The organism is Streptococcus sp. 263_SSPC (genome assembly GCF_001071995.1).
GTDB lineage: Bacteria > Bacillota > Bacilli > Lactobacillales > Aerococcaceae > Granulicatella.
Genome location: NZ_JVNU01000014.1, coordinates 27,085 through 51,486 on the forward strand (window position 1 = coordinate 27,085; position 24,402 = coordinate 51,486).

Genomic DNA, 24,402 nt, shown 5'->3' on the forward strand with positions numbered 1-24,402 from the left:
TGGGGAATGATATCAAAACGAATTAACGGGAGTTAGGAATGTATTCCTTACTCCTGTTTTTGAGGCTTTGAAGGTGAGAGACTTCGGCTCGAACCGGTATCCCGTTACAGCTATTATGAAGAAATCCGTAAGGATTTGAAATAATCAACAGATAAATTATTATGCATGGATTTCTTTGTAGACTTCTTGCTTCTTCAAACCAAGATGTTTTGCGACGGCTTTTATCGCATCTTTTTGCGTAAGGTTTTGATGCTCCATAAACCATTCGACTTGTTCCGCAATCGAAAGTGAAGCGTCTGGCGTATTTTCTTCTAACGCACCGGCTAGATCAGTTGTCACTTCGTCTGGATTTTTAGTTCCAATCAAGATGCAGCATTCGCCTTTTAATTCTTCCTCGTTTACAAGGGCAACGAGTTCTGCTGCTGTTCCGCGAATAAACTCTTCGTAAGTTTTCGTCAATTCACGGCACAACACAACAGATTGTTGTTCGCCATATACAGTTTGAATCGCCGAGAAAGTATCTTTCAATCGGAATGGTGATTCGTATAAAATCACAGTCTCGCTATGTGTGCGTAATTGCTCGAGGGCTTCTATTTTTTCTTTTTTCTTTCGTGGTAAGAAACCGTAGAAATAGAACGGTTGAGGGACAAGGCCGCTTGCGATAAGAGCCGTAATTCCCGCATTCGCTCCTGGAAGAGGAACCACTGGGATACCGACTTCAACGCAGGCTTGCACGAGTTCAAAACCTGGGTCACTAATGGAAGGTGTACCAGCGTCGCTCACTTGTGCGATGGTTTTTCCTTCTTGCAACCACTCGATGACTTGAGGGATTCTCTCCTGAGTATTATGTTCATGGAAACTCTTTTGCGGAGTCTCGATTTCAAAATGGTTGAGTAACTTTTGCGTATGACGCGTATCTTCGGCTAGGATTAAATCCACTTCGCGTAGAGTATTAACCGCGCGGAAAGTCATATCTTCTAAGTTACCAATCGGTGTAGGAACAAGGAATAGTTTTCCTGTACCTTCAGTCCGATAACTCTGTTGTCTCATGAGGTTGTTCTCCTTCTAAATAAATAATGACAGGACGGTCGACACTTGCGCCAATCGTCTGTAAAAATGTTTCTTTTTTCGGGCGAGAGAATTTCTTGAACGCCGCTTCCGCCTTCATCGCTTCTTGCTTGGTGGCAAATTCTTTAGCGTAAAGGAGAGTGACGGGAGTTCTCACCCTTGTATATTTAGCACCTTTTCCGGCATTATGCGTGGCGATTCGTTTTTCCAAATCGACCGTATAACCGGTGTAAAAGGTTTGATCCTTGCAGAGAAGGACGTACATAAAAAACTGGCTCATGATTCGTCCCCCCAGAGGATGCTTCTAATCTTCTTCGTATATTCTTGATGCTCGTCTAAAACCGTAATCGGTGGCAATACCTTAAGGCCTCCTGGAAGTCCGTCCTTCATTAATTCGATGAGGACGATGTTGCTTTCTTTGCCTTCTTTTGGATAGACAAATTGAACTCGTTTCGCTTCGAGTCGATGCTTTCTTGCCTCGGTTAAAATATCCGTGAGGCGGTCGGGTCTATGTACGAGATAGGCTTTTCCTTTCATCTTCAAAAGGCCAGAAATCGTCTCGAGTAAATCTTCGAGTGGCAAATGCACTTCATGACGGGCAATTGTGTAGGCTTCTTTCAAATTAGTTTGATTGGTTTCCTTTACCTTGAAGTAAGGTGGATTGCACGTGATAAAGTCGACCGAATCTTTCGGGATGATGCCTTTTAACTGACGGATATCCTGATTAATAAACGTGATGCGGTCTTCTAAGTTATTGAGTTGGGTCGTGCGCATCGCCATGTCCCAGAGCTGTTCTTGGATTTCAACTGCGGTAATGTGATTTTTGGTTTTATGGCTGAGTAAAAATGCCACCGCACCGTTACCAGAGCAAAGGTCCACGATTGTAGCTTTTCTACGCTCGGCGATATTGGCAAAGTCGGCTAAAAGGACGGCATCCAGCGAAAAGGAGAAGACCTCACGACTTTGAATGATATCGATATTTTCTTTTTCGAGTCGATCGAGTCGCTCATGCGATTTCAATGGGACTTCCTTTTTTGTCATTACTTTCCAACTCCTACTATTACTGTACTCAAAGTGTAACAACAAATGGAAAGTCACGCAAGATATAGAGTGGAAAAGGGGAGAAACTGCAAAATACAACTTTAGGTTTAGAGAAGTTTGGGATAAAAATCAACCTTAGGACCTATGTTTTCGTTTTGGAAGTTCGGTACACTAAGAATGTAATCAAGAACGAACCGATTTAAGGGGGAAACGAAAATGAATCAAAAAGATAGAATTTTAGAATTAGTAGATAAAGGAATTATTTCAGCAGAGGAAGCAGTGGTCCTACTCGAAAAAATGGGTGAGAAGGCTAGCGCGAAAGAACAACCAACTTCAAGCCAAGTCGATTCTGTATTAGAAGGTGTAGCGAGTGTATTTACAAAATTCTCAGCTCAAAGCGACCAAACAGATGAATCGATTCAAGCGGTCTTAAAACGTACAAAAGAAATTGATCGACGCATCGATGAAATCAGAACGGCTGAGCAATTGGATTCGTTAACCGTTGATGAAGAAATGGAACTTGTTCGCTTGCAAGAAGAAGCGGAGCAATTAAATAACCAATATAAGAGTTTGTTACAAGAAAAGAAACAAGCCGATGCAAAAGTAAAAGCTGAAAAGAAACAAGAATGGGAAGAAAGCTTTAAGAAAGCGAAGAAGAAAGTGCAAGACACTGACTGGGAAGATAAAACTCGTAGAACAGCGGGAAATATCTCTTCATGGGCTGCAAAATTCGCAGACTCAATTGTGACAGCGGTGGGATCAGTTATTCAAAATACAGAAGTGAACATGCCTTACTTAGAAGCCAAAAACGGCAAAAAAGTACCGTATCATTTCCATCAAGTGATTGATGATGCGAGTATTCTCGATTTCAAAGTGGCCAACGGAATTGTTCGTGTGAAGACTGTTCCTGGTAACACAATGACGATTGAAGGGAATTGCCGCGTGGCTTCACAAGACGAAGAGTTCTTCGATGCGGAAGGATTTGTTCGTGACCGTGTGAAGGTTGGCGTGGACGACGATAAGATTGTCATCAAGAGTGTCAGCAAGCGCGTATACTGCGACTGGACCATTTCCCTTCCGCAAAAAGTGTATGATTATGTAGCCATCAAAGGATTGAATACAACACTTCATTTGAAGGAATTAGAAGGAAAAGATTATTACTTCGAAGTGGATAATGGAGATATTCGCTTGAAGGATGTCAAAGGGGTTCTTCTTGAAGCAGAAACTGTAAACGGCAACCTTAAATACGAACACCTCGAATTCAAAGATATCGTGTCTGAAACGGTAAACGGAAATATCCATCTCGATGGTAAGTTCCTTGGTACAAAACTAGAAGCGGTGACAGGGAATATTAAAGTAGCAGTGGCACATCCTGAAACGAAAAAAGTCGATGTGGAAACAGTAAACGGCAATATTAAAATCGAAGTTGCTGAAGAAGTCGGACTGGAAGCCGAAATTGAAACGTCACTTGGTTCGATTCACTTTGATGAAACAGTCTTTGAAGTGATTCGACAAACGAAGGATTTAGCAGAAAGAAGTGCATTGATTCGTAAGCATAAAGACTCAATGCCGCGAGTAGTCGCAGAAACCACAACTGGAAATATTCAAGTAAATCAGCTACAATCAGATACAAGTAGCAAGAAAGAAGGATAAACAAAATGAAAAAATTAAGACGCTCAAGAAAGAACAGAGTTGTTTGTGGGGTTATGGGCGGTATTGCAGAATACTTCGATGTAGATCCAACAATTGTACGTGTGCTGTTTATCATTTGTAGTTTCTCAGGTTTCCCTATCATCCTTTACATCTTACTTGCTATCATTATTCCAGAAGAAAGCACTGGGTATTATCGTGACAATAGACGCAGAAATACTTACTATTACACTTCTGGAAGCTCTCGCCCGCGTAAAACAGCGCGCCGCGTAGAGGAAGATGATGACGACGATTGGAGTGATTTTTAGTGTCAATTACTAAAAAAATTGCCATTAACACATTAGGGTTCTTGGTAATTGCGTGGTTTGTTCCACAATTTTACGTTACAAACTGGGTAGCAGCGCTTGTTGCAAGTATCGTTCTCGCGGTACTAAACCTATTTGTTAAACCGATTTTATTCCTTTTAACATTGCCAGTCACAATTGTAACGTTTGGATGCTTTAGCTTTGTGTTAAATGCGATGATGTTAAGCTTAACATCATGGTTTGTAGGACCTGGATTCTCATTTGCGAGTCCACTCATTACCTTAGTGGTGAGCGTTCTGTTAACGATTTTCCAACGCTTTGTTGAAAATCTAGTAGACTAAAGCAGTTGAAAGATACCCGATTTTATTTAACGATGGATCGATAGTGTATTTGAATTTAGGAAAGGAATTAACTTAAAGATGAAAATAGCTATATTGGGGCTTGGAGTTATAGGGACAACATATGCCTATGCTTTTCAAAAAGCTGGTCATCAAGTCGAACATATCTTAAGAGAAGCAAAACGTAAAGAAGCGCCAGATAGTTTAACTGTCGATTTGTTGGATGGACGCTATAACTCTAAAGGAGAAGTTAAGCAGGATACTTATACTGTTCAAATCGCTAATCCAGGCACAGAATATGATTTTATCTTTCTAAGTGTACGTAACGGTCTGATAAAAGAAGCCGTGAAAACCTTGAAAGAAAATGATATCAGAGGTACATTAGTTTTTTTCTGTAATTTCTGGAACACTAGAGAAGAAGTTGAAGAGTGGGCGGATGGATATAACTATATCATCGCATTTCCAACAGCAGGAGGATATATGGAGACGGGCCATCTGGAAGGTGTCTTGTTTGAACATCTGATGCTGGAAAGTGAGAGAAACGCACAGATTCCAAATTATGCGGAATTAATATCTCTTTTCACTTCTGCAGATTTGAAGTGTGAGATTCCCCATGACATGATTGAGTGGATTTGGATTCACATGGCGATTAATTCTGGTGTTACATCGACTGCTGCTCGTTCAGGAAATTTAGAAGATCCGCAACAATTAGCTTTGAATTTGATGAACAATTCTTCAGAATTATCTTTAGCAATTAAAACTATTCGAGAAGCTCTTAAAGTTGTCGAAGCTCGTGGTGTGAATTTGAAGCTGTATAAGTCAGAAATATTACCGTACAAAATTCCTATTTGGATTGCTAGTAGAGCGATGAAAGTGATGTTTGCTAAGAATGAGTTAACAAGAAAAATTATGACTCTTCATAATGACAAACAGGATATTCTTTATTGCTGTGAAAGTGTTTATCAGACTGGCCGTGAATTAGGTGTGAATATGCCTTTGATGGAGTCTAATTTGACTGGGATAGGAATTTCAACAATATGATTCTAAATAGTGCACCTTTAGTAAGAGTTGAGACATTAATTTAAATCTTACTAAAGGTGCCTATTTTACGTTATATGATAGTAGTAAATTTAGCAAAAAAGATTCCGTAAATTTTTACGGAATCTTTTAGTTTTAATTAGTATTTCACAACCATTAATTGGCCGCTATTGTATTCTGCAAGGAATACTTCTGAAACATCTTGAATACCTTGGGCAGCAAGTTGTTCAGTAACCCAATCTTCTGTTTTATCGATAACATCAAGTATATTTTGTTGAATGACACCATCTGTAATGATTGGATATTTTGGATTTTCTTCTCCAGATTTTGTCAGGATGAGTTGACCATTTTGCTCTAAAATTGCACTTTTTACATCGCGAATAGAGAAGACTCCTTGTGAACGTAATTTAAAAGCAACTTCTTGAGCCGTTAGACCAGCTAAACGCACATTTTCAACATCAATTTTCCCATGTTTAATTAATTGTAAAGGTTCACCGTCAAGCATCTTCTTCACTGTACGATTATTTGTTTTTACCCAGCGAAGGGTTAGTACTAACGCAAACCAAATTAATAAGATGATGCAGTATTGTAAGATGGTAATGGATGGATTATAAATCACACCCCCGAGAATTCCCCCGAGTACATAGTTTTGTATTTGGTCACTTGCAGATGTAGGGGCGAGGTTTCCTTTCCCAGTGTAGTTGATTACAACAATTAATGATAATAGTCCAAGTGCAAGTTTGATTGCGACATCGATATATGAAAGGTTCAACTTATTCAGCCTCCTTAATCGTAACTTTTGGATTTTGCAATTCCATTTTTTCGAGTAGGTAATGTTCCGGGCTATCTCCTGTTAATACTCGATAGAATTGATCGCCAACTTTGACGATGGCTCCATCCTTTGCGGCTTCAGTATTAATATAGACATCTTCTTTATTAACATGTAAATCTTGAGCGATCGTTTCAACGAAGCGAAGGGCTCCAGAATATTGATTTTCTGAATTTTTAGAAGACTGTAAGTCAGCAATCTTAGAACCAGCAAGAATTAAGATACCAATGACGGCGATTAATGCTAATTCGCGAAATTTTGTATCTTGTTTATTTTTAAAATAACGATATAAGGCAATTGCTAAAACGGCAATGACGAAGAGTATTAGTCCTAATTGAATATAATCAATTTGTTGAACTTTACTTCTTAAAAATTCATATGAATAAAATATCATGTTTTTTCCTCCTATTCAGAAACTTAGGCTATTATATAAAATTCTATAAAATATTCAAGTAGGTTGCTCAATTTTTTTAAAAAAATATTTTTTAGATTATTCGGCAGAATGAACAGAAGTTTAATAAATTCTAAAAGCATACAAGAAAGCGCTCAAATATGGTATAGTAGAAGGGTATAAAGAAATGAGGGATAATATGAAAAGTGTTACGGTTAGAGAATTAATCAAGAATATTCATTTAAAACCAATTTATGGAGAGGAGTATCTTGACCGTCCAATCGTTACAAGTGAAATTTCAAGACCGGGATTAGAATTAGCAGGATTTTTAAATTTCTATCCAGCAGAACGTATCCAGTTATTAGGTCGTACAGAAACTTCTTTTGTGGCATCCATGGATGAAGGGATTCGATTAGAAGTGATGGAACGTCTTTGTAAACAAGAGACACCATGTTTTATTATTTCAAGAAAACTAGAACCGCCAAAAGAATTAGTGGAAGCTGCTGCAAAAGCGCAAATTCCAATCTTACAAGCAACTTCGAAGACAACACAAGTATCAAGTAGTGTCACAAACTTCTTAGAAGGAAGATTGGCGGAGCGTTCTTCGGTACACGGTGTATTACTCGATGTATTCGGAATTGGTCTGTTGATTACAGGTGAAAGTGGCGTCGGTAAATCTGAAACTGCGTTAGAGCTTGTGCAAAAAGGACACCGTCTTGTTGCGGATGACCGAGTAGAATTGTATCAATACGATGAATTAACATTAATCGGGGAAGCACCAGAAATCTTGAACAACTTAATCGAAATCCGCGGTGTTGGTATTGTGGATGTGATGACGCTCTTTGGTGCAGGGGCAATTCTGGATCAAAAACAAGTCGATTTAGTGGTTCATCTTGAAAACTGGACACCTGATAAGAGATATGACCGTTTAGGTGGATATATGGAAAATGTTGAATTGTTGGGTGTTGAGGTTCCGAAAATCCGCATCCCAGTGAAGACTGGTCGTAACGTTTCGATTATCTTAGAAGTGGCATGTATGAATTTCCGTGCGAAGAAAATGGGATTCGATGCAACAGAAAGCTTCACGAATCGTTTAACACAATTAATTGCAGAAAATAAAGAAGTTTAGAGGTTAGTTACATGAATGTTTTAGAAATGGTTTCGGCCATTAATCCGATTGCGTTTGAAATCGGTGGATTACAAGTGCGTTGGTATGGGATTATTATTGCTTTTGCAATTTACTTAGCAACAACATTGGCGGATAAAGAAGCCACTCGTAAAGGGTATCGAAAAGAATTTATCATTGATTTAGTATTCTGGGCAGTGCCACTTGGCTTTGTCGGAGCTCGCTTGTACTACATTCTATTTGAATGGCAGTACTACTTAGCAAATCCTGGTGAAATCATCCAAATTTGGCATGGAGGAATAGCCATCTACGGTGGTGTCATTGCCGGTGCAGCAACTGTCTACTGGTTTGCGAAAAAAGAAAAAGTATCGTTTGCATTACTCTTAGACATCTTGGCACCTGTCGTTTTACTCGCACAAGCGATTGGGCGCTGGGGAAACTTCACAAACCAAGAAGCGCATGGAGAAGCTGTAACGCGTGCATTCCTAGAAGGCTTGCATTTACCAACTTTTATTATTGAGCAAATGCATATTGATGGTGTTTATTACCATCCAACTTTCTTATATGAATCACTTTGGTCTTTTGTCGGCGTATTAATTTTATTCTACTTACGCAGACGTAAAGGCGTAAAAGTCGGAGAAATCATGTCAGGATACTTATTATGGTATTCATTTGGGCGCTTCTTTATTGAAGGAATGCGTACAGATAGCCTCTGGATGTTTGGTATTATCCGAATTTCGCAATTAGTCTCAATTGTGTTATTCTTATTAGGCATCGCTATTATCGTGGTGAGAAGACGTAGAGTTCCAGCCGTGCCAGATTATGTATCGATTGACGATCCACAATCTCCAGTATTGTTTGGAAAAGCGTAAAGGAGAACAACTATGACAAAAGTAGCTATTTTAGGAGCAGGTTCATGGGGGACAGCACTGGCAATGGTGCTCGCAGAAAACCATCATGAAGCTCGCTTATGGGGAAATAACGAAGCTCAAATTCAAGAAATTAATGAGCGTCATACGAATGAACATTACCTTCCAGGGGTGTTTCTGGACCCAGCAATTCGAGGCTATTTAGATTTAACCGAAGCCGTGAAGGGTGTGGATGCGGTCTTATTCGTACTCCCAACAAAAGTCATTCGTTTAGTAGCCAAACAATTAAATGGATTACTAGAAAATAAACCGATGATTATTCATGCAAGTAAAGGGTTAGAACAAGAAACGTTTAAACGTATTTCAGAAATTTTAGCTGAAGAGTTGGACCGTGACAGCTACGAAGATATCGTGGTGTTATCTGGACCAAGTCATGCCGAAGAAGTGGCTCGTCGTGACATCACAACTATCACTGCAGCGTGCGAAAACTTGGAATCTGCTAAATACGTGCAAACTCTTTTCAGTAATTCTTTCTTCCGTGTTTATACAAATACGGACTGTGTCGGAGTGGAAATGGGAGCTGCACTTAAAAACGTTATTGCGGTTGGAGCAGGGGCTCTTCATGGTTTAGGCTATGGGGACAATGCAAAAGCTGCGTTAATGACAAGAGGATTATCAGAAATTAGTCGCCTAGGAATTGCTTTTGGCGCAGATCCACTGACCTTTATTGGACTCAGTGGTGTGGGCGATTTAATCGTAACATGTACGAGTATTCATTCTCGTAACTGGAGATGTGGGGACCAAATCGGGAAAGGCGTTCCGCTTCCAACGATTTTGGAAAATATGGGAATGGTTGTAGAAGGGGTAGAAACGTGTAAAGCCGTCTACGCTTTGGCACAAGAGAAGAATATCGAAATGCCAATTACAACTGCTGTTTACAATGTTTTATATAAAGGACATGATGTTCGCGAAGAGATTCAACGATTAATGGGTCGTGAATTTAAATCAGAAGCATCGATTAAAGAACACCAATAAACCAAAACGGAGGAAGACACATGACAAAAGTTAGAAAAGCCGTAATTCCAGCAGCAGGACTTGGAACTCGTTTCCTACCAGCAACAAAGGCGATGGCAAAAGAAATGTTGCCAATCGTAGATAAACCAACGATTCAATATATCGTTGAGGAAGCTTTAGCATCAGGAATCGAGGATATCTTAATCGTTACTGGTAAGAGTAAACGTCCAATCGAAGACCATTTCGACTCAAACATCGAATTAGAATCAAATCTTGAAGCCAAAGGAAAAACAGAGTTATTAGAACTCGTTCAAGAAACAACAGGAATTAACTTATACTTTGTGCGTCAATCTTATCCAAAAGGTCTTGGAGACGCGGTTCTTCAGGCAAAAGCATTCGTGGGTGGCGAGCCATTCGTGATTATGCTTGGGGACGATATTATGCGTGATGAAGTGCCTTTAACAAAACAATTGATTGAAGGCTATGAAAAAACACATGCTTCAAATATTGCCGTAATGGAAGTTCCACACGAAGAAACGTATAAATACGGAATTATCGATCCTGAAAGCCAAGTAGAAGAGGGATTATATAATGTACGTCGTTTCGTAGAAAAACCAAAACCTGAAGATGCGCCAAGTAACTTAGCGATTATCGGTCGTTACTTATTAACGCCTGAAATCTTTGAGATTTTGGAAAAACAAGAACCAGGTGCGGGTGGCGAAATTCAATTAACAGATGCCATCGACACATTGAACCTTACACAAAGAGTGTTTGCGAAACAATTCAAGGGTGAGCGTTTCGATGTGGGTGACAAGTTTGGATTCATGAAGACAAGTATTGAATTCGGTTTGGAACATCCAGAAATCAAAGATAGCCTAAAACAGTACGTCATTGAATTAGGTAAAAAACTCGAAGGAACTTTGGATGAGCAATAAAGTTGCCGTTTTAAAGGGAGTATCTTAAACTAAAAAATGAAGAGGAGCGTTGGACTATGTCTCAGCGCTCTTAGTTTATACAAAAGGAGAATCTCTGATGGAAGAAAGAACAATTTATGATGTAGTCATTATCGGAAGTGGCCCTGGTGGGATGACCGCAGCGCTTTATACTTCTCGTGCAAATTTAAAAACATTAATCCTCGAAAAAGGTGTTCCTGGTGGAGAATTATTAAACACTTCAGATGTAGAAAACTATCCTGGTTTCCCTACGATTTCTGGCCCAGAATTAGCCGACAATATGTATAAAGGTGCGATGCAATTCGGCGCAGAATATGCATACGGCCAAGTTTCTAAAATTGAATTAGAGGGCGACCTTAAAGTCATTACTGCAGGCAAGAAAACATATTATGCTTATGCAGTGGTCATCGCTACTGGTTCATATCACCGTAAATTAGAAGTTCCAGGGGAAGAAGAGTACGCTGGACGTGGTGTTTCTTACTGTGCAGTTTGTGATGGAGCATTCTTCAAAGACAAGAAAATCTTCGTCATCGGTGGAGGAGACTCAGCCGTTGAAGAAGGAACGTATTTAACACAATTCGGGAAGAACGTAACGATTGTTCACCGTCGTGACCACTTACGTGCGCAAAAAGTATTGCAAGACCGCGCATTTGCCAATGAAAAAATCGACTTCTTATGGAATTCAGTCGTAGAAGAATTCGTTGGAGACGGTTCTAAAATTACAGGTGTTCGCGTAAAAGATGTGAATACTGGCGAAGTAACTACTCATGATGCGGATGGAGTCTTCATCTATGTGGGACTTTTACCAGTTTCTGATCCATTTAAAGACTTAAACATCTCAGATGCTGAAGGTTGGATCGTGACAAACGAGCAAATGGAAACTTCTATTCCTGGAATCTTTGCGGTTGGCGATGTTCGTCAAAAAACATTGCGTCAAATCACAACAGCTGTTGGGGATGGCGGACAAGCAGGACACATGGTTTATAACTATGTCGAAGAAATCAAAGAAAAATTAGCTAAATAATTGAAGAAACTCTAGTGTGACTCGTGTTGCATTAGAGTTTTTTTGTTTTTAAAATGAAAAGAACCAAATTTATATAAAATTTTTCATTATCATTACAAATTCGCAGTATAAAATACTTTTTATAAAAATTGTGATAGAATAAGAAAAATAACGAAGGTGGTGAATGAATGAATCGCAAAGTCTTAAAAGGATTAGGAATCGCAGTTTTTGTACTGGCGTTAATGGCTTGTTCTCGTAGACCAGAGCAAACCGCTGATAACTCGGCTCCCGTTGTTCAAATTTCAAAAAACAAAGCAGAAGCAGGAGAGTCTACTACGGCCCAACCAACAACGACCGCGCAGGAGACAACAAGTGATACAACACGTAATGCGAATAATTTAGCGCGTGAAGCCATTGCAGAAATCGAAAAACGCAAAAATGTCGTTTTAGGCGAGAACTATGAGATTATCATTCAGGCACAAACGAATGACTCCGTTGACGTGCAAGTCCGTCATATTGAGAATTCAAACACCTCAACTTATGGATTCTTCCGCTATCATGCAAATGATAAAAAGTTAGAAGAAATGGATACAACATCTGGGGAATATAAATCAGTAGAGTAATCTAAGAAAGCAGGGATTATATGACAAACACAGTAAATTTAGATTGGAATAACTTAGGATTCGATTACATTAAAACAGACTTACGTTTCATCAGCTATTACAAAGATGGCCAGTGGGACGAAGGGGCTTTGATTGAAGATAATGTATTAAAAGTAGACGAAGCTGCAACTGCACTTCACTACGGGCAACAATGTTTCGAAGGGTTAAAAGCATACCGTTGTAAAGATGGTAGCATCAACTTATTCCGTGTTGACCAAAATGCTGCTCGTATGGCTCGTTCATGCCGTCGCTTACTCATGCCTGAGTTCCCAGAAGAACGCTTTATTGAAGCCGTGAAAAAAGTGGTAAAAGCAAACGAACAATGGTTACCACCATACGGAACTGGCGGAAGCTTATATATCCGTCCGTTTATGATTGGGGTAGGAAACAATGTAGCGGTTCGCCCTGCAACAGAATATATTTTCTCAATCTTCGTAATGCCAGTAGGAGCTTATTTCAAAGGTGGATTAACACCAACAAACTTCATCGTTTCTGAATATGACCGTGCAGCACACGTAGGTACAGGGGCTGCTAAAGTCGGCGGGAACTATGCGGCAAGCTTACTTCCTGGTAAAGAAGCCAAAGAACGTCATTTCAGTGACTGTATTTACCTAGATCCATTGACACATACAAAAATTGAAGAAGTAGGGGCTGCGAACTTCTTTGGGATTACTAAAGATAATCAATTCATCACACCTTACTCTCCATCTATCTTACCAAGTATTACAAAATACTCATTGCTTTGGTTAGCAGAACACCGTTTAGGTATGACTGTTAAAGAAGGCGATGTATATGTAGACCAATTAGATATCTTCGCAGAAGCAGGAGCTTGTGGTACAGCCGCAGTTATTTCTCCAGTAGGTGGAATTCAAAACGGAGACGACTTCCATGTGTTCTATTCTGAAACAGAAGTTGGTCCTGTAACACGTCGTTTATACGATGAATTAGTGGGCATCCAATACGGAGATGTAGAGGCTCCAGAAGGTTGGATTCAAAAAGTTTTATAAGAATAAATTTTTAAAAAAATCAGTGGTAATCTGAATTGACAAAGCGAACTGCATTTGTTAATATATACCAGTATGAAACTCAATGAGTTAATGAAATAAATTGAATGAGAGGTGTCATCCATGCGTATCAACATTTTATTAGAATGTGCTGAAACAGGTGAACGTTTATACTTAACAAGCAAAAACAAACGTAACAATCCAGAGCGTTTAGAATTAAAAAAATATTCTCCAAAATTACGTAAACACGTTGTCTTCAAAGAAACTAAAAAATAATTTTGAGAAATTCGGAAGAGTTAGGCTGGTGCCTAACTCTTTTTATTTTGTATTTTGTGCTTTGGTAAAAAGACCGCAGGTCTTTTATGAATCATTTGGGTCTCTATAGTTGCTACAATAGCTGTACCGGCGTGAGCCTTAGGTCTCACAGCCTATCGAGCCTCAAAGCAGTAGTAAGGAATAAATTCCTAACTACTGCTAATTCGCATCGATTACACTCGCTATTGTTGCTACTATGGACCAAATGATTCTTCAGACCTGCTTGCATAAAAAGGTTGGGTAGTGCCTAACATTTCGGATTTCGCATTTTTTGTTTCTTTGAACAATGTGTTTAGAAATTTTGTCTCGGAGGGGCGGAAGCGAGGTAGTGGGTGCTTCGTACGGGCTAATGACAGAATGAGGTGCTACTTAAAATCACGTGCTTTGAAATTTTGTTTTGCAAAATAATAGGAAGTAGTTTATTTATCCAATCTGGTGTGGAGAGACAGAGCAGGGGACTTTTTCTACCTTATAAAAATGCAAAGAGGCTCGCGAGGGGACATGGGATTCTATAATAGCAGTAATAGGGGATAGCGCTAAAAGCGAATTAGCGGGAGTTAGGAAGTTTTCCTTACTCCCACTTTGAGTTTTAGAGGTGAGAGACTTTGACTCGAACCGGTGTCCTATTACCGCTATTATGAAGAAATCCCATGGCCAAAGAGCGAGCCTCCTTCGATCTTTAAAAGTACAGAAAAGTGGATTTGTTCATGGTATGTGTTCACAGCAGTGGGGATATCATGTATACTAGAACAGGTGATTATTTTGGAAAAACAAAATTTTATTACGACGGGGCACATTAATCGGGTGATTTTAACGATTGCGACTCCGTTAATGATTAATAATTTAATTCGAACTTTATACAATTTGACAGACGGGTTATATGTGGCGCAACTTTCTGCAGAAGACTTTGCGGCAACCGCGTTTATTTGGCCGCTGAATTTCTTATTTATTTCGCTTGGAATGGGGATTAGTGTCGGAGCGACGGCGCTTGTTGCTCAGTATTTTGGAGCAGGAAAATATAGAGATGCGAAGCGTTATGCAGGGAATGCGATGGTATTAACGTATTTCTTTGGGTTTGTGCTGTCCGTACTTGGATATTTCCTTGCACCTCTATTCGTGAAGTGGATGGGAGCAGAGGGGACCTTCTTGGCAAAATCTGTAGCATACTTGAAGATTAACTTTATTGGGTTGTTCTTTGATTTCTGCTACTTCGGATATCAGTCCTTGCTAAATGCGCAAGGGAGAACGCGTACGATTACGATGATCAGTGCGGCTTCTTCGATTGCTAACGTTATTCTAGATCCAATCTTCATTTTTGCGACGATTCCTTTTGTCGGCCTCACTGGGTTGAACTGGGGAATTGAGGGGGCAGGATGGGCGACTGTTATTGCAAAAGTACTATTATTAGCGCTTGCGATTCATGCCGTTCGTAAGGAATCGGATATTCAAATCTACTTAAGACATGTCAAAATTGACAAAGAAGTGATGAAAGAAATTCTTAAAGTCGCTTGGCCATCTGCGTTTGGTTATGGCGGTGCGGCATTAGGATTCACCGTCTTAAATGGACTGATTCAGTCTTATGGAACATCGGTACTGGCTGCGTATTCAATGGTAAACCGTATCTCGGATTTATTAACGCAACCACAGATGGGAATCGGTGCGGCGTTAACAGCCATTATCGGACAAAACATGGGGGCAGGACTCTACGACCGTGCGCATGCCATCTTTAGACGAGCGCTACTATGGGTGCTCATGATTTCAACTGTTGGCTGTATCATCGTCTTCTTCTTCCAGTCTCCGATTCTTGGAGTCTTCATTAAAGATAGAAGCGATGCCGTTCTTTGGGCAAATGCCGTTGAGTATTTGAACTATACCGCCTTTATCATTTTCTTCATGGGAATGTTCTCGGCGTACAACGGATTCTTCCAAGGATGTGGCGTGACGAAATACTCGATGAATATGTCAGTGGGACGTCTTTGGGTATTACGCCTGCCAATTATTTGGGTGCTTGGAGCCTTTACAGCACTCGGGGCAACCGGTGTATGGATTGCCATGTTATTATCAAACGCGTTAACGGTTCTTTATGGACACATCGTCTATAAGACAAAAGACTGGAGCACATTACATTATGCGAAAGGAGAACAGTCATGATTAAAGATTTTATTCATTATTACAAACCGTATAAAAAATTATTCTTACTCGATTTTACCTGTGCGGTAATCGTGGCCATTCTCGAACTTGCCTTTCCAGTAATGGTGAGAAGTGTCATCGATAACATCGTACCGTCTCAAAACTTACAACAAATTATACTCGTGGGGGCAGGGCTACTTGCGCTGTATGCCTTCTCGACAACTTTGAACTTTATCGTGGTGTACATGGGACATATTTTAGGGATTAACATCGAAACGGATATGCGCCGTGAGTTATTCGCAAAGGTTCAAAAACAATCCTTCTCGTTCTTCGATAATATGAAAATCGGTGAATTGATGAGCCGCTTGTCGAGTGACTTATTCGATATTAGTGAGTTGGCGCACCACGGACCTGAAGAGTTCTTTATCGCCGTGATGACCTTAATCGGTTCGTTTGTGTTGATGTATCAAGTGCATCCAACGCTTGCGTTATTGACGATTTTCTTCGTACCGATTATTGCGGTCGCGCTGGCAGTATTTAACCGTCGCATGTCTCGTATCAATCGAAACATCTACAAAGGGCTTGCCAACTATACGGCAGGACTTGAAAATGTACTGAGCGGAATGCGTGTGGTGAAGGCCTTTGCCAACGAAAGCCACGAGCAACAACTCTTCGAAGACCTCATTCAAGAATATCGCTCGAATAAAATTGCGTTCTATCGCACGATGGGGACAAGCAGCAGTTTCAACTATTTATTAATGCGCAGTATTAATCTCTTCAGCTTAATCGTTGGGGCGTACTTCACGGTCATTGGTGATTTAACGGCTGGAGAATTAGTCGGCTACATCTTGCTGTCCAATGTATTCGTAGGACCGATTAATAAGATGAACTCGATGATTGAATTGTATCCAAAAGGGTTCGCGGGATTCCGTCGTTTCAAAGAATTAATGAATGTCGAAATCGATATTGAAGACGCACCCGATGCGATTCCGGCTCCAGCGTTTGAAGGACGTGTGGAATATAAAAATGTCGGATTCGGATACGAAGAAGATAAGAAGGTGTTGGAACATATCAACTTGACGGTGGAACCAGGGCAAACCGTTGCCTTTGTTGGACCAAGTGGAGTTGGGAAAACAACGCTCGTGAACTTATTGCCTCGTTTCTATGATTTAAAAGAAGGGGAAATTCTGATTGATGGAACCAACATCAACCGTTTCACCTTACAATCGCTTCGTCGTCAAATCGGTATCGTGCAACAAGATGTATTCCTCTTTAATGGAACGATTCGCGAGAATGTATTGTACGGTAGACTCGATGCGACAGATGAGGAAGTAGATCGTGCCATCGAGCAAGCGAAACTGAAAGAAGTCATTGAAGATTTAGAAGATGGCGTGGATACGCATATCGGAGAACGCGGTGTGAAATTGTCAGGCGGACAAAAACAACGCCTCTCAATTGCTCGTATTTTCTTGAAGAATCCTTCTATTTTAATCTTGGACGAAGCAACGAGCGCGCTCGATACGCAAACCGAGAAGTTTATTCAACAATCGTTTGACGAGTTGGCAGAAGGTAGAACGACCTTTATTATTGCTCACCGTCTTGCTACGATTAAAAATGCAGACCGTATTATTGTAGTCACTGAAGAGGGACTGACAGAAGACGGCACTCATGAAGAATTGCTCGCAAAAAATGGTGCGTATGCAGCTTTATACAAAGCACAATTTAATTAGGTTAAAAGGAGACGGTGATAGTGAATAAAAAATGGATTGCTGGAATTATGATTGTGATTGCGATTTTTCTAGCGGTATATAGCTATATAGCATTACCTGATTTGGTTACGGTACAAATTGATTTTTCAGGAAATCCGTCCAGACAAGAACCTAAACTCTTAGCTCTTCTATTTCCTCTTGTGCTAACAATTGGAGGGAGTATTGCCTATATGGTGAGTGAAGTAAAAGAAAAGCAATATCTGCTATTGGCAATTGTAGGTATTCTTGTTGCAATTATCACCATCATAGCCAATCTTTAAAGGAAGAACGAAATTTTCAATTTCTAAAGAAAAACGGTTTTTGGACTCACATTGTGGGTCCTTTTTTATCCTCGTCGCTCAGCCTTTTTGACATTAGAGCAAACTATGATACAATGACCCAGAGAAAACTTAAGGAGAACGTTGATGAGTATTTTAAATGTAGAAAAATTAACACACGGATTCGGTGAAAGAGCCATCTTCAATGATGTGAGCTTCCGTCTATTAAAAGGGGAGCACATCGGACTCGTTGGAGCAAACGGTGAAGGGAAATCCACCTTCATGAATATCGTGACAGGTCAATTACAACCCGACGAAGGGAAAATCGAATGGTCGAAAAATGTAAAGGTAGGATACTTGGACCAACATACGGTGCTTGAACCAGGAATGACGGTTCGCAGTGTCCTTCAAAAAGCCTTCGACGATTTATTTGTTGCAGAAGCTCGTATTAATGAGTTGTATATGGCAATGGGTGACGCAAACGAAGACGAAATGAACGCGATGCTAGAAGAAGTGGGCGAGTTACAAGAGCGATTAGATAGCCACGACTTCTATATTCTCGATGCGAAAATCGATGAAGTAGCTCGTGCGTTAGGTGTTGCAGCCTTTGGGATGGATAGCGATGTGAGTGAACTCAGTGGTGGTCAACGTACGAAAGTATTACTGGCAAAACTATTATTAGAAAAACCAGATATTTTATTACTCGACGAGCCGACAAACTACCTGGACGTAGAGCATATCGAATGGTTAAAACATTACTTACAAGAATACGAAAATGCATTTATTCTGATTTCGCATGATATTCCATTCTTAAACAGCGTCGTGAACTTGATTTACCATATGGACAATCAAGAGCTGAACCGTTATGTGGGGGACTATGATCAGTTCCAAGAAGTGTATGCGATGAAGAAAGCGCAACTAGAGGCGGCGTATAACCGCCAGCAAAAAGAGATTGCGGACTTGAAGGATTTCGTGAACCGTAATAAGGCGCGCGTGGCAACGCGTAATATGGCGATGTCACGTCAGAAGAAGCTGGATAAGATGGAAGTTATCGAATTAGCCAGTGAGAAGCCAAAACCAAAATTCGAGTTCAAGACTTCTAGAGCTCCTGGTCGTTACATTTTCCAAGCCGAAGATTTAGTGATTGGATACGACCGTCCATTAACAGGACATGTGAATCTTGAAATGGAACGTGGCCAAAAGATTGCGATTGTCGGTGCGAATGGTATCGGTAAAACGACACTACTCAAGAGCTTATTAGGGATTATTAAGCCGTTGAATGGAAAAGTAACGCGTGGCGACTATATCGACCTTGGGTATTTCGAACAAGAAACACCAAAAGGCAATCGTAAGACAGCCCTAGAAGAAATCTGGGATACATTCCCATCCATGACACAACCAGAAGTACGTGCAGCACTCGCTCGTTGTGGATTAACCAGTAAACATATCGAGAGTCAAGTGCAAGTGCTAAGTGGGGGAGAGCAAGCAAAGGTGCGCTTCTGTAAATTGATGAACGAAGAATCAAACGTACTCGTGCTCGACGAACCAACAAACCACTTGGATGTAGATGCCAAAGAGGAGCTAAAACGTGCATTACAAGAATATAAAGGAAGTATATTAATGGTGTGTCACGAACCTGAATTTTACGAAGGATTAGTGACAGATATTTGGGATTTCTCAAAATTCGCATAAAAATTAAATTCTTCACTTTTAGGGAAGAAAGTTGATACAACCGCTTACAAAAGGGCGCTCGAATTATTCTTGAGCGCTCTTTTTGTGCGCTTAAAAGCGACAGGAAATTCAGATTACGTTCGAAAAACGCTGTTCCTATGAGGTTTCTGTAACATTTTTTGGTTTCGAATATTTTTCGTGAAAAACATAGAAAATATGAAATTCCTGAAAAAAATAATACTTTATATATAATAGTTAAATTGATATAGCGTTGTATTTATAATTAATATACAGTAGAATATGCGCTGTAGAAAAGATTTTAGCAAATTTTATATAGTGTGTGAATTGTGTAGAAAGTATGAAATCTGTTTCGTCTTTTCGAGTTAGTAACCGTTTGTGTGAAAAAACAAACAAAATAAAAAAGAAAAGGAAGTGTCCAAATGAAAGATATCTTTAGCAAGCGCCAACGTTTCTCATTACGTAAATTGACGATTGGCGTGTGCTCAGTCTTATTAGGAACAACGATTTTTGCTACAAACGCAGTAGCAGCAGAAGAAGTATCTGCTACAGCAGCTGAAGCAACAACGACAGCGGCTGCGCCGACAACAACCGCTGAGGCAACTACTGAGGCTGAAACAACTGCAGCACCTTCGGCTACAGAAGAAACAACTGCAGCTCTAGCGGCTACAGAAGAAACAACAACAGCAGCAACGGCAGCAGAGGAAACTTCAAGAACACGTTCTCGTCGTGCGGCTTCACAAGGAAGCGACAACTCTCCAGTAGATGTTGAAACAACTCTTAAAGATGGCGAAACAGCAACTCCAGATATGTCAAATCCTAATGGGGCAACTGTAAAATCTCAAGATGTTCCGGATGCAAGCTTTAAAAAAGCAGATTCAAATTATACTTTCCACATTTTAGATTTAACAAAATATAATGCACGATACAATACAAATTACTATACACGTGCTTATAAACCTTTTAGTGATTCAAACAATGTTACTGTTGAATTAGTGGATAAAAATACTGGTTCAGTAATCGAAACAGTACAAATTACTGAAACTAGTGGTAAACAATCTTTCCAAAAGACAAAACAAGCATCAAATGGTGAATTAACATTGTATGTTGTTTATGGAACTAACCCAGGTAAAATAGGACGAGATGCTAGCAAGTTTATCCAATTCCATTACGATATTGATCCAGTTATTCAAACATATCCGGACTTAGAAGGTCGAACACCTGAAAACGAAGCTAAGATGAAAATTTATCAAGATGTGTATAATGCTCGCACAAGTACTGATATTTTCAATGCGACAGAGCCTGCATATAACGGACGTACCATTACGGATACAAATGCGCTTATTCCACAAGTAGTTAACAATACAACTTTATATAAAATTGTGGACAAATCAAACCCAACCTATCAGGCTGGACGTACAGAAACATCTACACAATCGTATAAAGAAAGTGGAAAAGAAGAAGAATTAGCAAGTTATAAGATGAAAGCAATGGAAGGACAAAATTTCAATGCTTCTGGTGTTCGTCAATTTGATGGATATCGCTTATACCAAACTGCTGATTCGACAACTACTTCAGGATATGTAAGTTCTCCTTATAAAGTCGGAACAAAATTCATGGACGCAGACCGTTATGGCATAAAACGTATTAAAGAAGTAGTGGATGAAGATGGAACAGTTGTTATTCGTGTGTACTTACTTGACCCTAAACAACAATCTAAACGTTCAGATGGTACTTTGAGTACTGATGGATATATGTTGATTGCTGAAACACAGCCAATTAAACCAGGAAATGCAAACACTGAAGAATTAGCTAAAGTTAAGAGTACTTTAAATACAATTGCATTTACAGGTACCGACGGTGTTAACCATCCTAATGGGATTGAAGTTGGTTTTGATTTCCAAAAAGCAGCAGGATATACACCATATAAAACTGTCTTCGTACCATTCTTAGGAGATAGAATCGGACACGGTTCTCCAAATAGTCAATTAGAACGTGGTGTTGGAGGAATTGGTACAAACGTTGACTTATTAAATACACTAACTCCTTTCAAACAACCTGTTTACTACTATGAAAAAGTAGAACCAGTTAAAGTGAAACCTGAATTCAAGAAAACGTTAGAAGGTCGTAACTTAGTAGACGGCGAATTCAGCTTTACAATTAAAGAACAAAAATCTTCTGCAGATGGATATGAAGAAACAGTTCAAAATGCTGACGGTAAAGTTTCATTCAGCGAATTGACATTCAATAAAGTGGGTACTTACAAGTACAAGATTACAGAAAAAGCAGGTTCTGATGCGAACGTTGATTACGATGCAATGGAAATCACTATGACAGTTGAAGTTACTCAAGACGCTGCTGGCGTATTGAAAACTAAAGTAACTTACTCAGCAGAAGGTGGCGAAACTTCTAAAGCTGACGACCAAGAGTTCAACAACTTTGTAGTACCTCCAGTATCAACGAAATTCGACTTCACTAAGAAATTAGAAGGTCGTCCATTGAAAGACCAAGAGTTTAGCTTTGTATTGAAAGATGCAGAAGGTAACGAAATCGAAACTGTGAAAAACGATGCAGACGGTAACGTTACATTTACAGCATTAAACTATGACAAGACTAAAGTGGGCGTTCACAAATATACTGTTGAAGAAGTAATCCCAGCGACAAAAGAAGATCGTATGGACTACGATACAATGAAAGCGAATATTACTGTTACAGTGTCTAAATCTGGCCACGTTTTAACAACAGTAACAACTTATGCTTCAGAAGGCGGAAACGCTACTGGCGCGGATGACAAAGAGTTCAACAACAAAGTAACTCCACCGCCAACAACTCCAGAGTTCAAACCAGAGAAATTCGTTGTGAATAAAGAAAAATTCGATATCACTGGCGACAAACTAATGGACGATGATAATGAGTTAACAGATGAAGTAGCAGAAACAAATGCAAACCCATATGCTGACAAATCAACAAACAACGAAGCAGAAAACATCAATGGTAAGACACTTAAAAAAGGTGACAAATTCTATTACCAAGTATGGTTAGATACAACTAAATTCACTGCAGACCAAAATATCCAATATGTTGGAATCACTGACGATTACGAAGAAGACAAATTAGATGTGACTACAGATGGAATTAAAGTTTACGATAGCGTAACTGGTGCAGATGTAACTTCTAAATTCGATATTAAAGTAGAAGACGGTAAAATCAGTGCAACTTCTAAAGCAGAATTTGTAAATGAAAACAGCGTCATCGACACAACTAAATTCGAATTCGGCCGTTACTATAAATTTGATATCGCTGCAACTATCAAAACAACTGTTAAAGATGGTATCGATATCGAAAATACAGCGAGCCAAATCGTTCACGTATACGATCCATACAACAAGACTGTTGAAAAACCAGAAAAACCAACGCAAAAACGTGTTGTGAATATTCCAGTTTCTGTGGACTTCAACTTCACGAAGAAACTTGAAGGTCGTACGTTGAAAGACCAAGAATTCACCTTTGTATTGAAAGATGCAGAAGGTACTGAAATCGAAACTGTGAAGAACGATGCTGACGGAAACGTGAAATTCAAATCACTTGAATTCACTAAAGATCAAGTGGGAACTCACAAATATACAATCGAAGAGGCTGCTGGATCTGACGCAACTGTTACTTACGATACAATGAAAGCTGAAGTAACAATTACAGTGAACTACGATGGAACTGCTAAAGTTCTTAAACGAACAGTTTCAGAAATCGAAGATAAAGAGTTCAACAACACTGTAACTCCTCCAGAAACTCCAGAGTTCAAACCAGAGAAATTCATCGTAAACAAAGAAAAATTCGATATAACTGGCGATAAACTAGTGGATGACGATAAAGAGTTAACAGATAAAGTTGCAGATACAAATGCGAACCCATATGTTGATGATGCAAGCAACAACGAAGCAGAAAACTTAAATACGAAGACTGTTAAACGTGGCGAAAAATTAGTGTACCAAGTATGGTTAGATACAACTAAATTTGACGCTAACAACAAAGACTACGTCCAATCAGTTGGTATTACTGACGATTACGATGAAGCTAAATTAACAGTGGATGCTGCGAACGTGAAAGCTTATGACAGCGTAACAGGTGAAGATGTAACTGATAAATTCGACATCACAGTTGAAGATGGCGTTGTAAAAGCAACATCTAAAGCTTCATTACAAAAATCTTTAGGCGATGCTGAAGATACTCAAGTATTAGATACAACTAAATTTGCATTCGGTCGCTACTATAAATTTGATATCGTAGCAACTGTTAAAGAAGATGTAACACCTGGTGCCGATATTGAAAATACTGCGGTTCAAGTAGTAAACCAATATGACCCAACTTCTAAGACTGTTAAGACTCCAGAAAAACCAACTCAAAAACGTGTTGTAAACATTCCAGTTGAAGTAGAATTTAACTTCGCTAAGAAATTACAAGGTCGTGAGTTGAAAGAAGAAGAGTTCAGCTTTGTATTGAAAGATGCAGAAGGTACTGAAATCGAAACGGTGAAGAACGATAAAGACGGAAACGTTAAGTTCAAAGCTTTAGAATTCAACAAAAACCAAGCTGGAACATACAAATACACTATCGAAGAGGTTGCTGGATCTGACGCAACAGTGACTTACGATAAGATGAAAGCTGAAGTTACTGTTGAAGTGAAATATGACGGAACTGCTAAAGCATTAATCACAAAACTAACAGATGCTCCTGATAAAGAGTTCAACAACGTAGTAACTCCTCCAGATGCTCCAGACTTCAAACCAGAGAAATATATTGTAACTGAAGAAAAATATGACATCACTGGTGACAAGTTAGTGGATGACGATAAAGAATTTACAGACAAAGTTGCTGAAACAAACGCAAATCCATATGCTGATAAGACTGATAACAACGAAGCAGAAAACTTAAATACGAAGACTGTTAAACGTGG

The 24,402-nt window shown here is 39.5% G+C and carries 22 protein-coding genes; 17 read left to right on the forward strand and 5 right to left on the reverse strand.

Annotated features, from left to right (window positions below):
- Positions 1-159 precede the first annotated feature (159 nt).
- The 3 genes from rsmI to ADH02_RS00835 are packed head-to-tail and all read right to left on the reverse strand — an operon-like array spanning position 160 to position 2,109.
- Positions 160-1,050 carry a 16S rRNA (cytidine(1402)-2'-O)-methyltransferase gene (gene rsmI / locus ADH02_RS00825; RefSeq protein ID WP_048781792.1) on the reverse strand — a complete coding sequence of 297 codons (891 nt, stop codon included), beginning with the start codon at positions 1,048-1,050 and terminating at the stop codon, positions 160-162.
- Entirely contained in the window at positions 1,025-1,348 is a 324-nt protein-coding gene (locus tag ADH02_RS00830; RefSeq protein WP_048781793.1) for a GIY-YIG nuclease family protein, read from the reverse strand. Before ADH02_RS00830 ends, rsmI begins: the two co-directional genes overlap by 26 nt.
- Positions 1,345-2,109: a tRNA1(Val) (adenine(37)-N6)-methyltransferase gene (locus ADH02_RS00835; RefSeq protein WP_048781795.1), complete on the reverse strand. Its 765-nt coding sequence runs from the start codon at positions 2,107-2,109 to the stop codon at positions 1,345-1,347. Before ADH02_RS00835 ends, ADH02_RS00830 begins: the two co-directional genes overlap by 4 nt.
- A gap of 216 nt (positions 2,110-2,325) precedes the next feature.
- On the opposite strand from ADH02_RS00835, the gene ADH02_RS00840 reads away from it, so the two are divergent.
- The 4 genes from ADH02_RS00840 to ADH02_RS00855 all read left to right on the forward strand — a co-directional run bounded on the left by ADH02_RS00840 (position 2,326) and on the right by ADH02_RS00855 (position 5,443).
- Positions 2,326-3,762, forward strand: coding sequence for a DUF4097 family beta strand repeat-containing protein (locus ADH02_RS00840; protein ID WP_048781797.1), 1,437 nt, complete (start codon positions 2,326-2,328; stop codon positions 3,760-3,762).
- Between the two features lie 5 nt (positions 3,763-3,767).
- The gene (locus ADH02_RS00845; RefSeq protein ID WP_048712081.1) at positions 3,768-4,067 is read left to right on the forward strand and encodes a PspC domain-containing protein; all 300 of its coding nucleotides are present in this window, start codon (positions 3,768-3,770) and stop codon (positions 4,065-4,067) included.
- The gene (locus tag ADH02_RS00850; RefSeq protein ID WP_053091388.1) at positions 4,067-4,405 is read left to right on the forward strand and encodes a phage holin family protein; all 339 of its coding nucleotides are present in this window, start codon (positions 4,067-4,069) and stop codon (positions 4,403-4,405) included. The genes ADH02_RS00845 and ADH02_RS00850 overlap by 1 nt, the downstream gene beginning before the upstream one ends.
- A gap of 78 nt (positions 4,406-4,483) precedes the next feature.
- Positions 4,484-5,443 carry a ketopantoate reductase family protein gene (locus ADH02_RS00855; protein ID WP_048781799.1) on the forward strand — a complete coding sequence of 320 codons (960 nt, stop codon included), beginning with the start codon at positions 4,484-4,486 and terminating at the stop codon, positions 5,441-5,443.
- A 136-nt stretch (positions 5,444-5,579) separates the two neighbouring features.
- Here ADH02_RS00855 and ADH02_RS00860 read toward each other — a convergent pair whose 3' ends face one another.
- Both ADH02_RS00860 and ADH02_RS00865 read right to left on the reverse strand, forming a co-directional pair.
- A complete protein-coding gene (locus tag ADH02_RS00860; protein ID WP_048781801.1) occupies positions 5,580-6,212 on the reverse strand; it encodes a DUF421 domain-containing protein in 633 nt (210 codons plus the stop codon).
- A 1-nt stretch (position 6,213) separates the two neighbouring features.
- On the reverse strand, positions 6,214-6,663 hold the full coding sequence (locus ADH02_RS00865) for a DUF3290 domain-containing protein (RefSeq protein WP_048781803.1): 450 nt from the start codon (positions 6,661-6,663) through the stop codon (positions 6,214-6,216).
- A 196-nt stretch (positions 6,664-6,859) separates the two neighbouring features.
- Here ADH02_RS00865 and hprK point away from each other — a divergent pair, with 196 nt between their 5' ends.
- The 13 genes from hprK to ADH02_RS00930 all read left to right on the forward strand — a co-directional run.
- Positions 6,860-7,789: an HPr(Ser) kinase/phosphatase gene (gene hprK / locus ADH02_RS00870; protein WP_048781805.1), complete on the forward strand. Its 930-nt coding sequence runs from the start codon at positions 6,860-6,862 to the stop codon at positions 7,787-7,789.
- Positions 7,790-7,800: 11 nt separating this feature from the next.
- Positions 7,801-8,658, forward strand: coding sequence for a prolipoprotein diacylglyceryl transferase (lgt, locus tag ADH02_RS00875; protein ID WP_048781807.1), 858 nt, complete (start codon positions 7,801-7,803; stop codon positions 8,656-8,658).
- Between the two features lie 12 nt (positions 8,659-8,670).
- Positions 8,671-9,690, forward strand: a complete 1,020-nt coding sequence (locus ADH02_RS00880; protein ID WP_048781808.1) for an NAD(P)H-dependent glycerol-3-phosphate dehydrogenase — start codon at positions 8,671-8,673, stop codon at positions 9,688-9,690.
- Between the two features lie 20 nt (positions 9,691-9,710).
- Complete coding sequence (gene galU / locus ADH02_RS00885; protein ID WP_048781810.1) at positions 9,711-10,604, forward strand: UTP--glucose-1-phosphate uridylyltransferase GalU; 894 nt, start codon at positions 9,711-9,713, stop codon at positions 10,602-10,604.
- A gap of 97 nt (positions 10,605-10,701) precedes the next feature.
- A complete protein-coding gene (gene trxB, locus ADH02_RS00890) occupies positions 10,702-11,646 on the forward strand; it encodes a thioredoxin-disulfide reductase (protein WP_048781812.1) in 945 nt (314 codons plus the stop codon).
- Between the two features lie 167 nt (positions 11,647-11,813).
- Complete coding sequence (locus tag ADH02_RS00895; protein ID WP_048781813.1) at positions 11,814-12,248, forward strand: hypothetical protein; 435 nt, start codon at positions 11,814-11,816, stop codon at positions 12,246-12,248.
- A 20-nt stretch (positions 12,249-12,268) separates the two neighbouring features.
- Positions 12,269-13,294, forward strand: coding sequence for a branched-chain amino acid aminotransferase (locus ADH02_RS00900; RefSeq protein WP_048781815.1), 1,026 nt, complete (start codon positions 12,269-12,271; stop codon positions 13,292-13,294).
- A 120-nt stretch (positions 13,295-13,414) separates the two neighbouring features.
- Positions 13,415-13,567 (forward strand): 50S ribosomal protein L33, encoded by a 153-nt coding sequence (rpmG, locus tag ADH02_RS00905; RefSeq protein ID WP_005607156.1) that lies wholly within the window; start codon positions 13,415-13,417, stop codon positions 13,565-13,567.
- Positions 13,568-14,359: 792 nt separating this feature from the next.
- On the forward strand, positions 14,360-15,757 hold the full coding sequence (locus tag ADH02_RS00910; protein ID WP_342585577.1) for an MATE family efflux transporter: 1,398 nt from the start codon (positions 14,360-14,362) through the stop codon (positions 15,755-15,757).
- Positions 15,754-17,466 carry an ABC transporter ATP-binding protein gene (locus tag ADH02_RS00915; protein ID WP_048781818.1) on the forward strand — a complete coding sequence of 571 codons (1,713 nt, stop codon included), beginning with the start codon at positions 15,754-15,756 and terminating at the stop codon, positions 17,464-17,466. The genes ADH02_RS00910 and ADH02_RS00915 overlap by 4 nt, the downstream gene beginning before the upstream one ends.
- A gap of 20 nt (positions 17,467-17,486) precedes the next feature.
- Positions 17,487-17,765: a DUF1648 domain-containing protein gene (locus tag ADH02_RS00920; RefSeq protein WP_048781820.1), complete on the forward strand. Its 279-nt coding sequence runs from the start codon at positions 17,487-17,489 to the stop codon at positions 17,763-17,765.
- A 144-nt stretch (positions 17,766-17,909) separates the two neighbouring features.
- Positions 17,910-19,454: an ABC-F family ATP-binding cassette domain-containing protein gene (locus tag ADH02_RS00925; RefSeq protein ID WP_048781822.1), complete on the forward strand. Its 1,545-nt coding sequence runs from the start codon at positions 17,910-17,912 to the stop codon at positions 19,452-19,454.
- A 419-nt stretch (positions 19,455-19,873) separates the two neighbouring features.
- On the forward strand, positions 19,874-24,402 hold a 4,529-nt coding region (locus tag ADH02_RS00930; RefSeq protein ID WP_048781824.1), incomplete at its 3' end, for a Spy0128 family protein.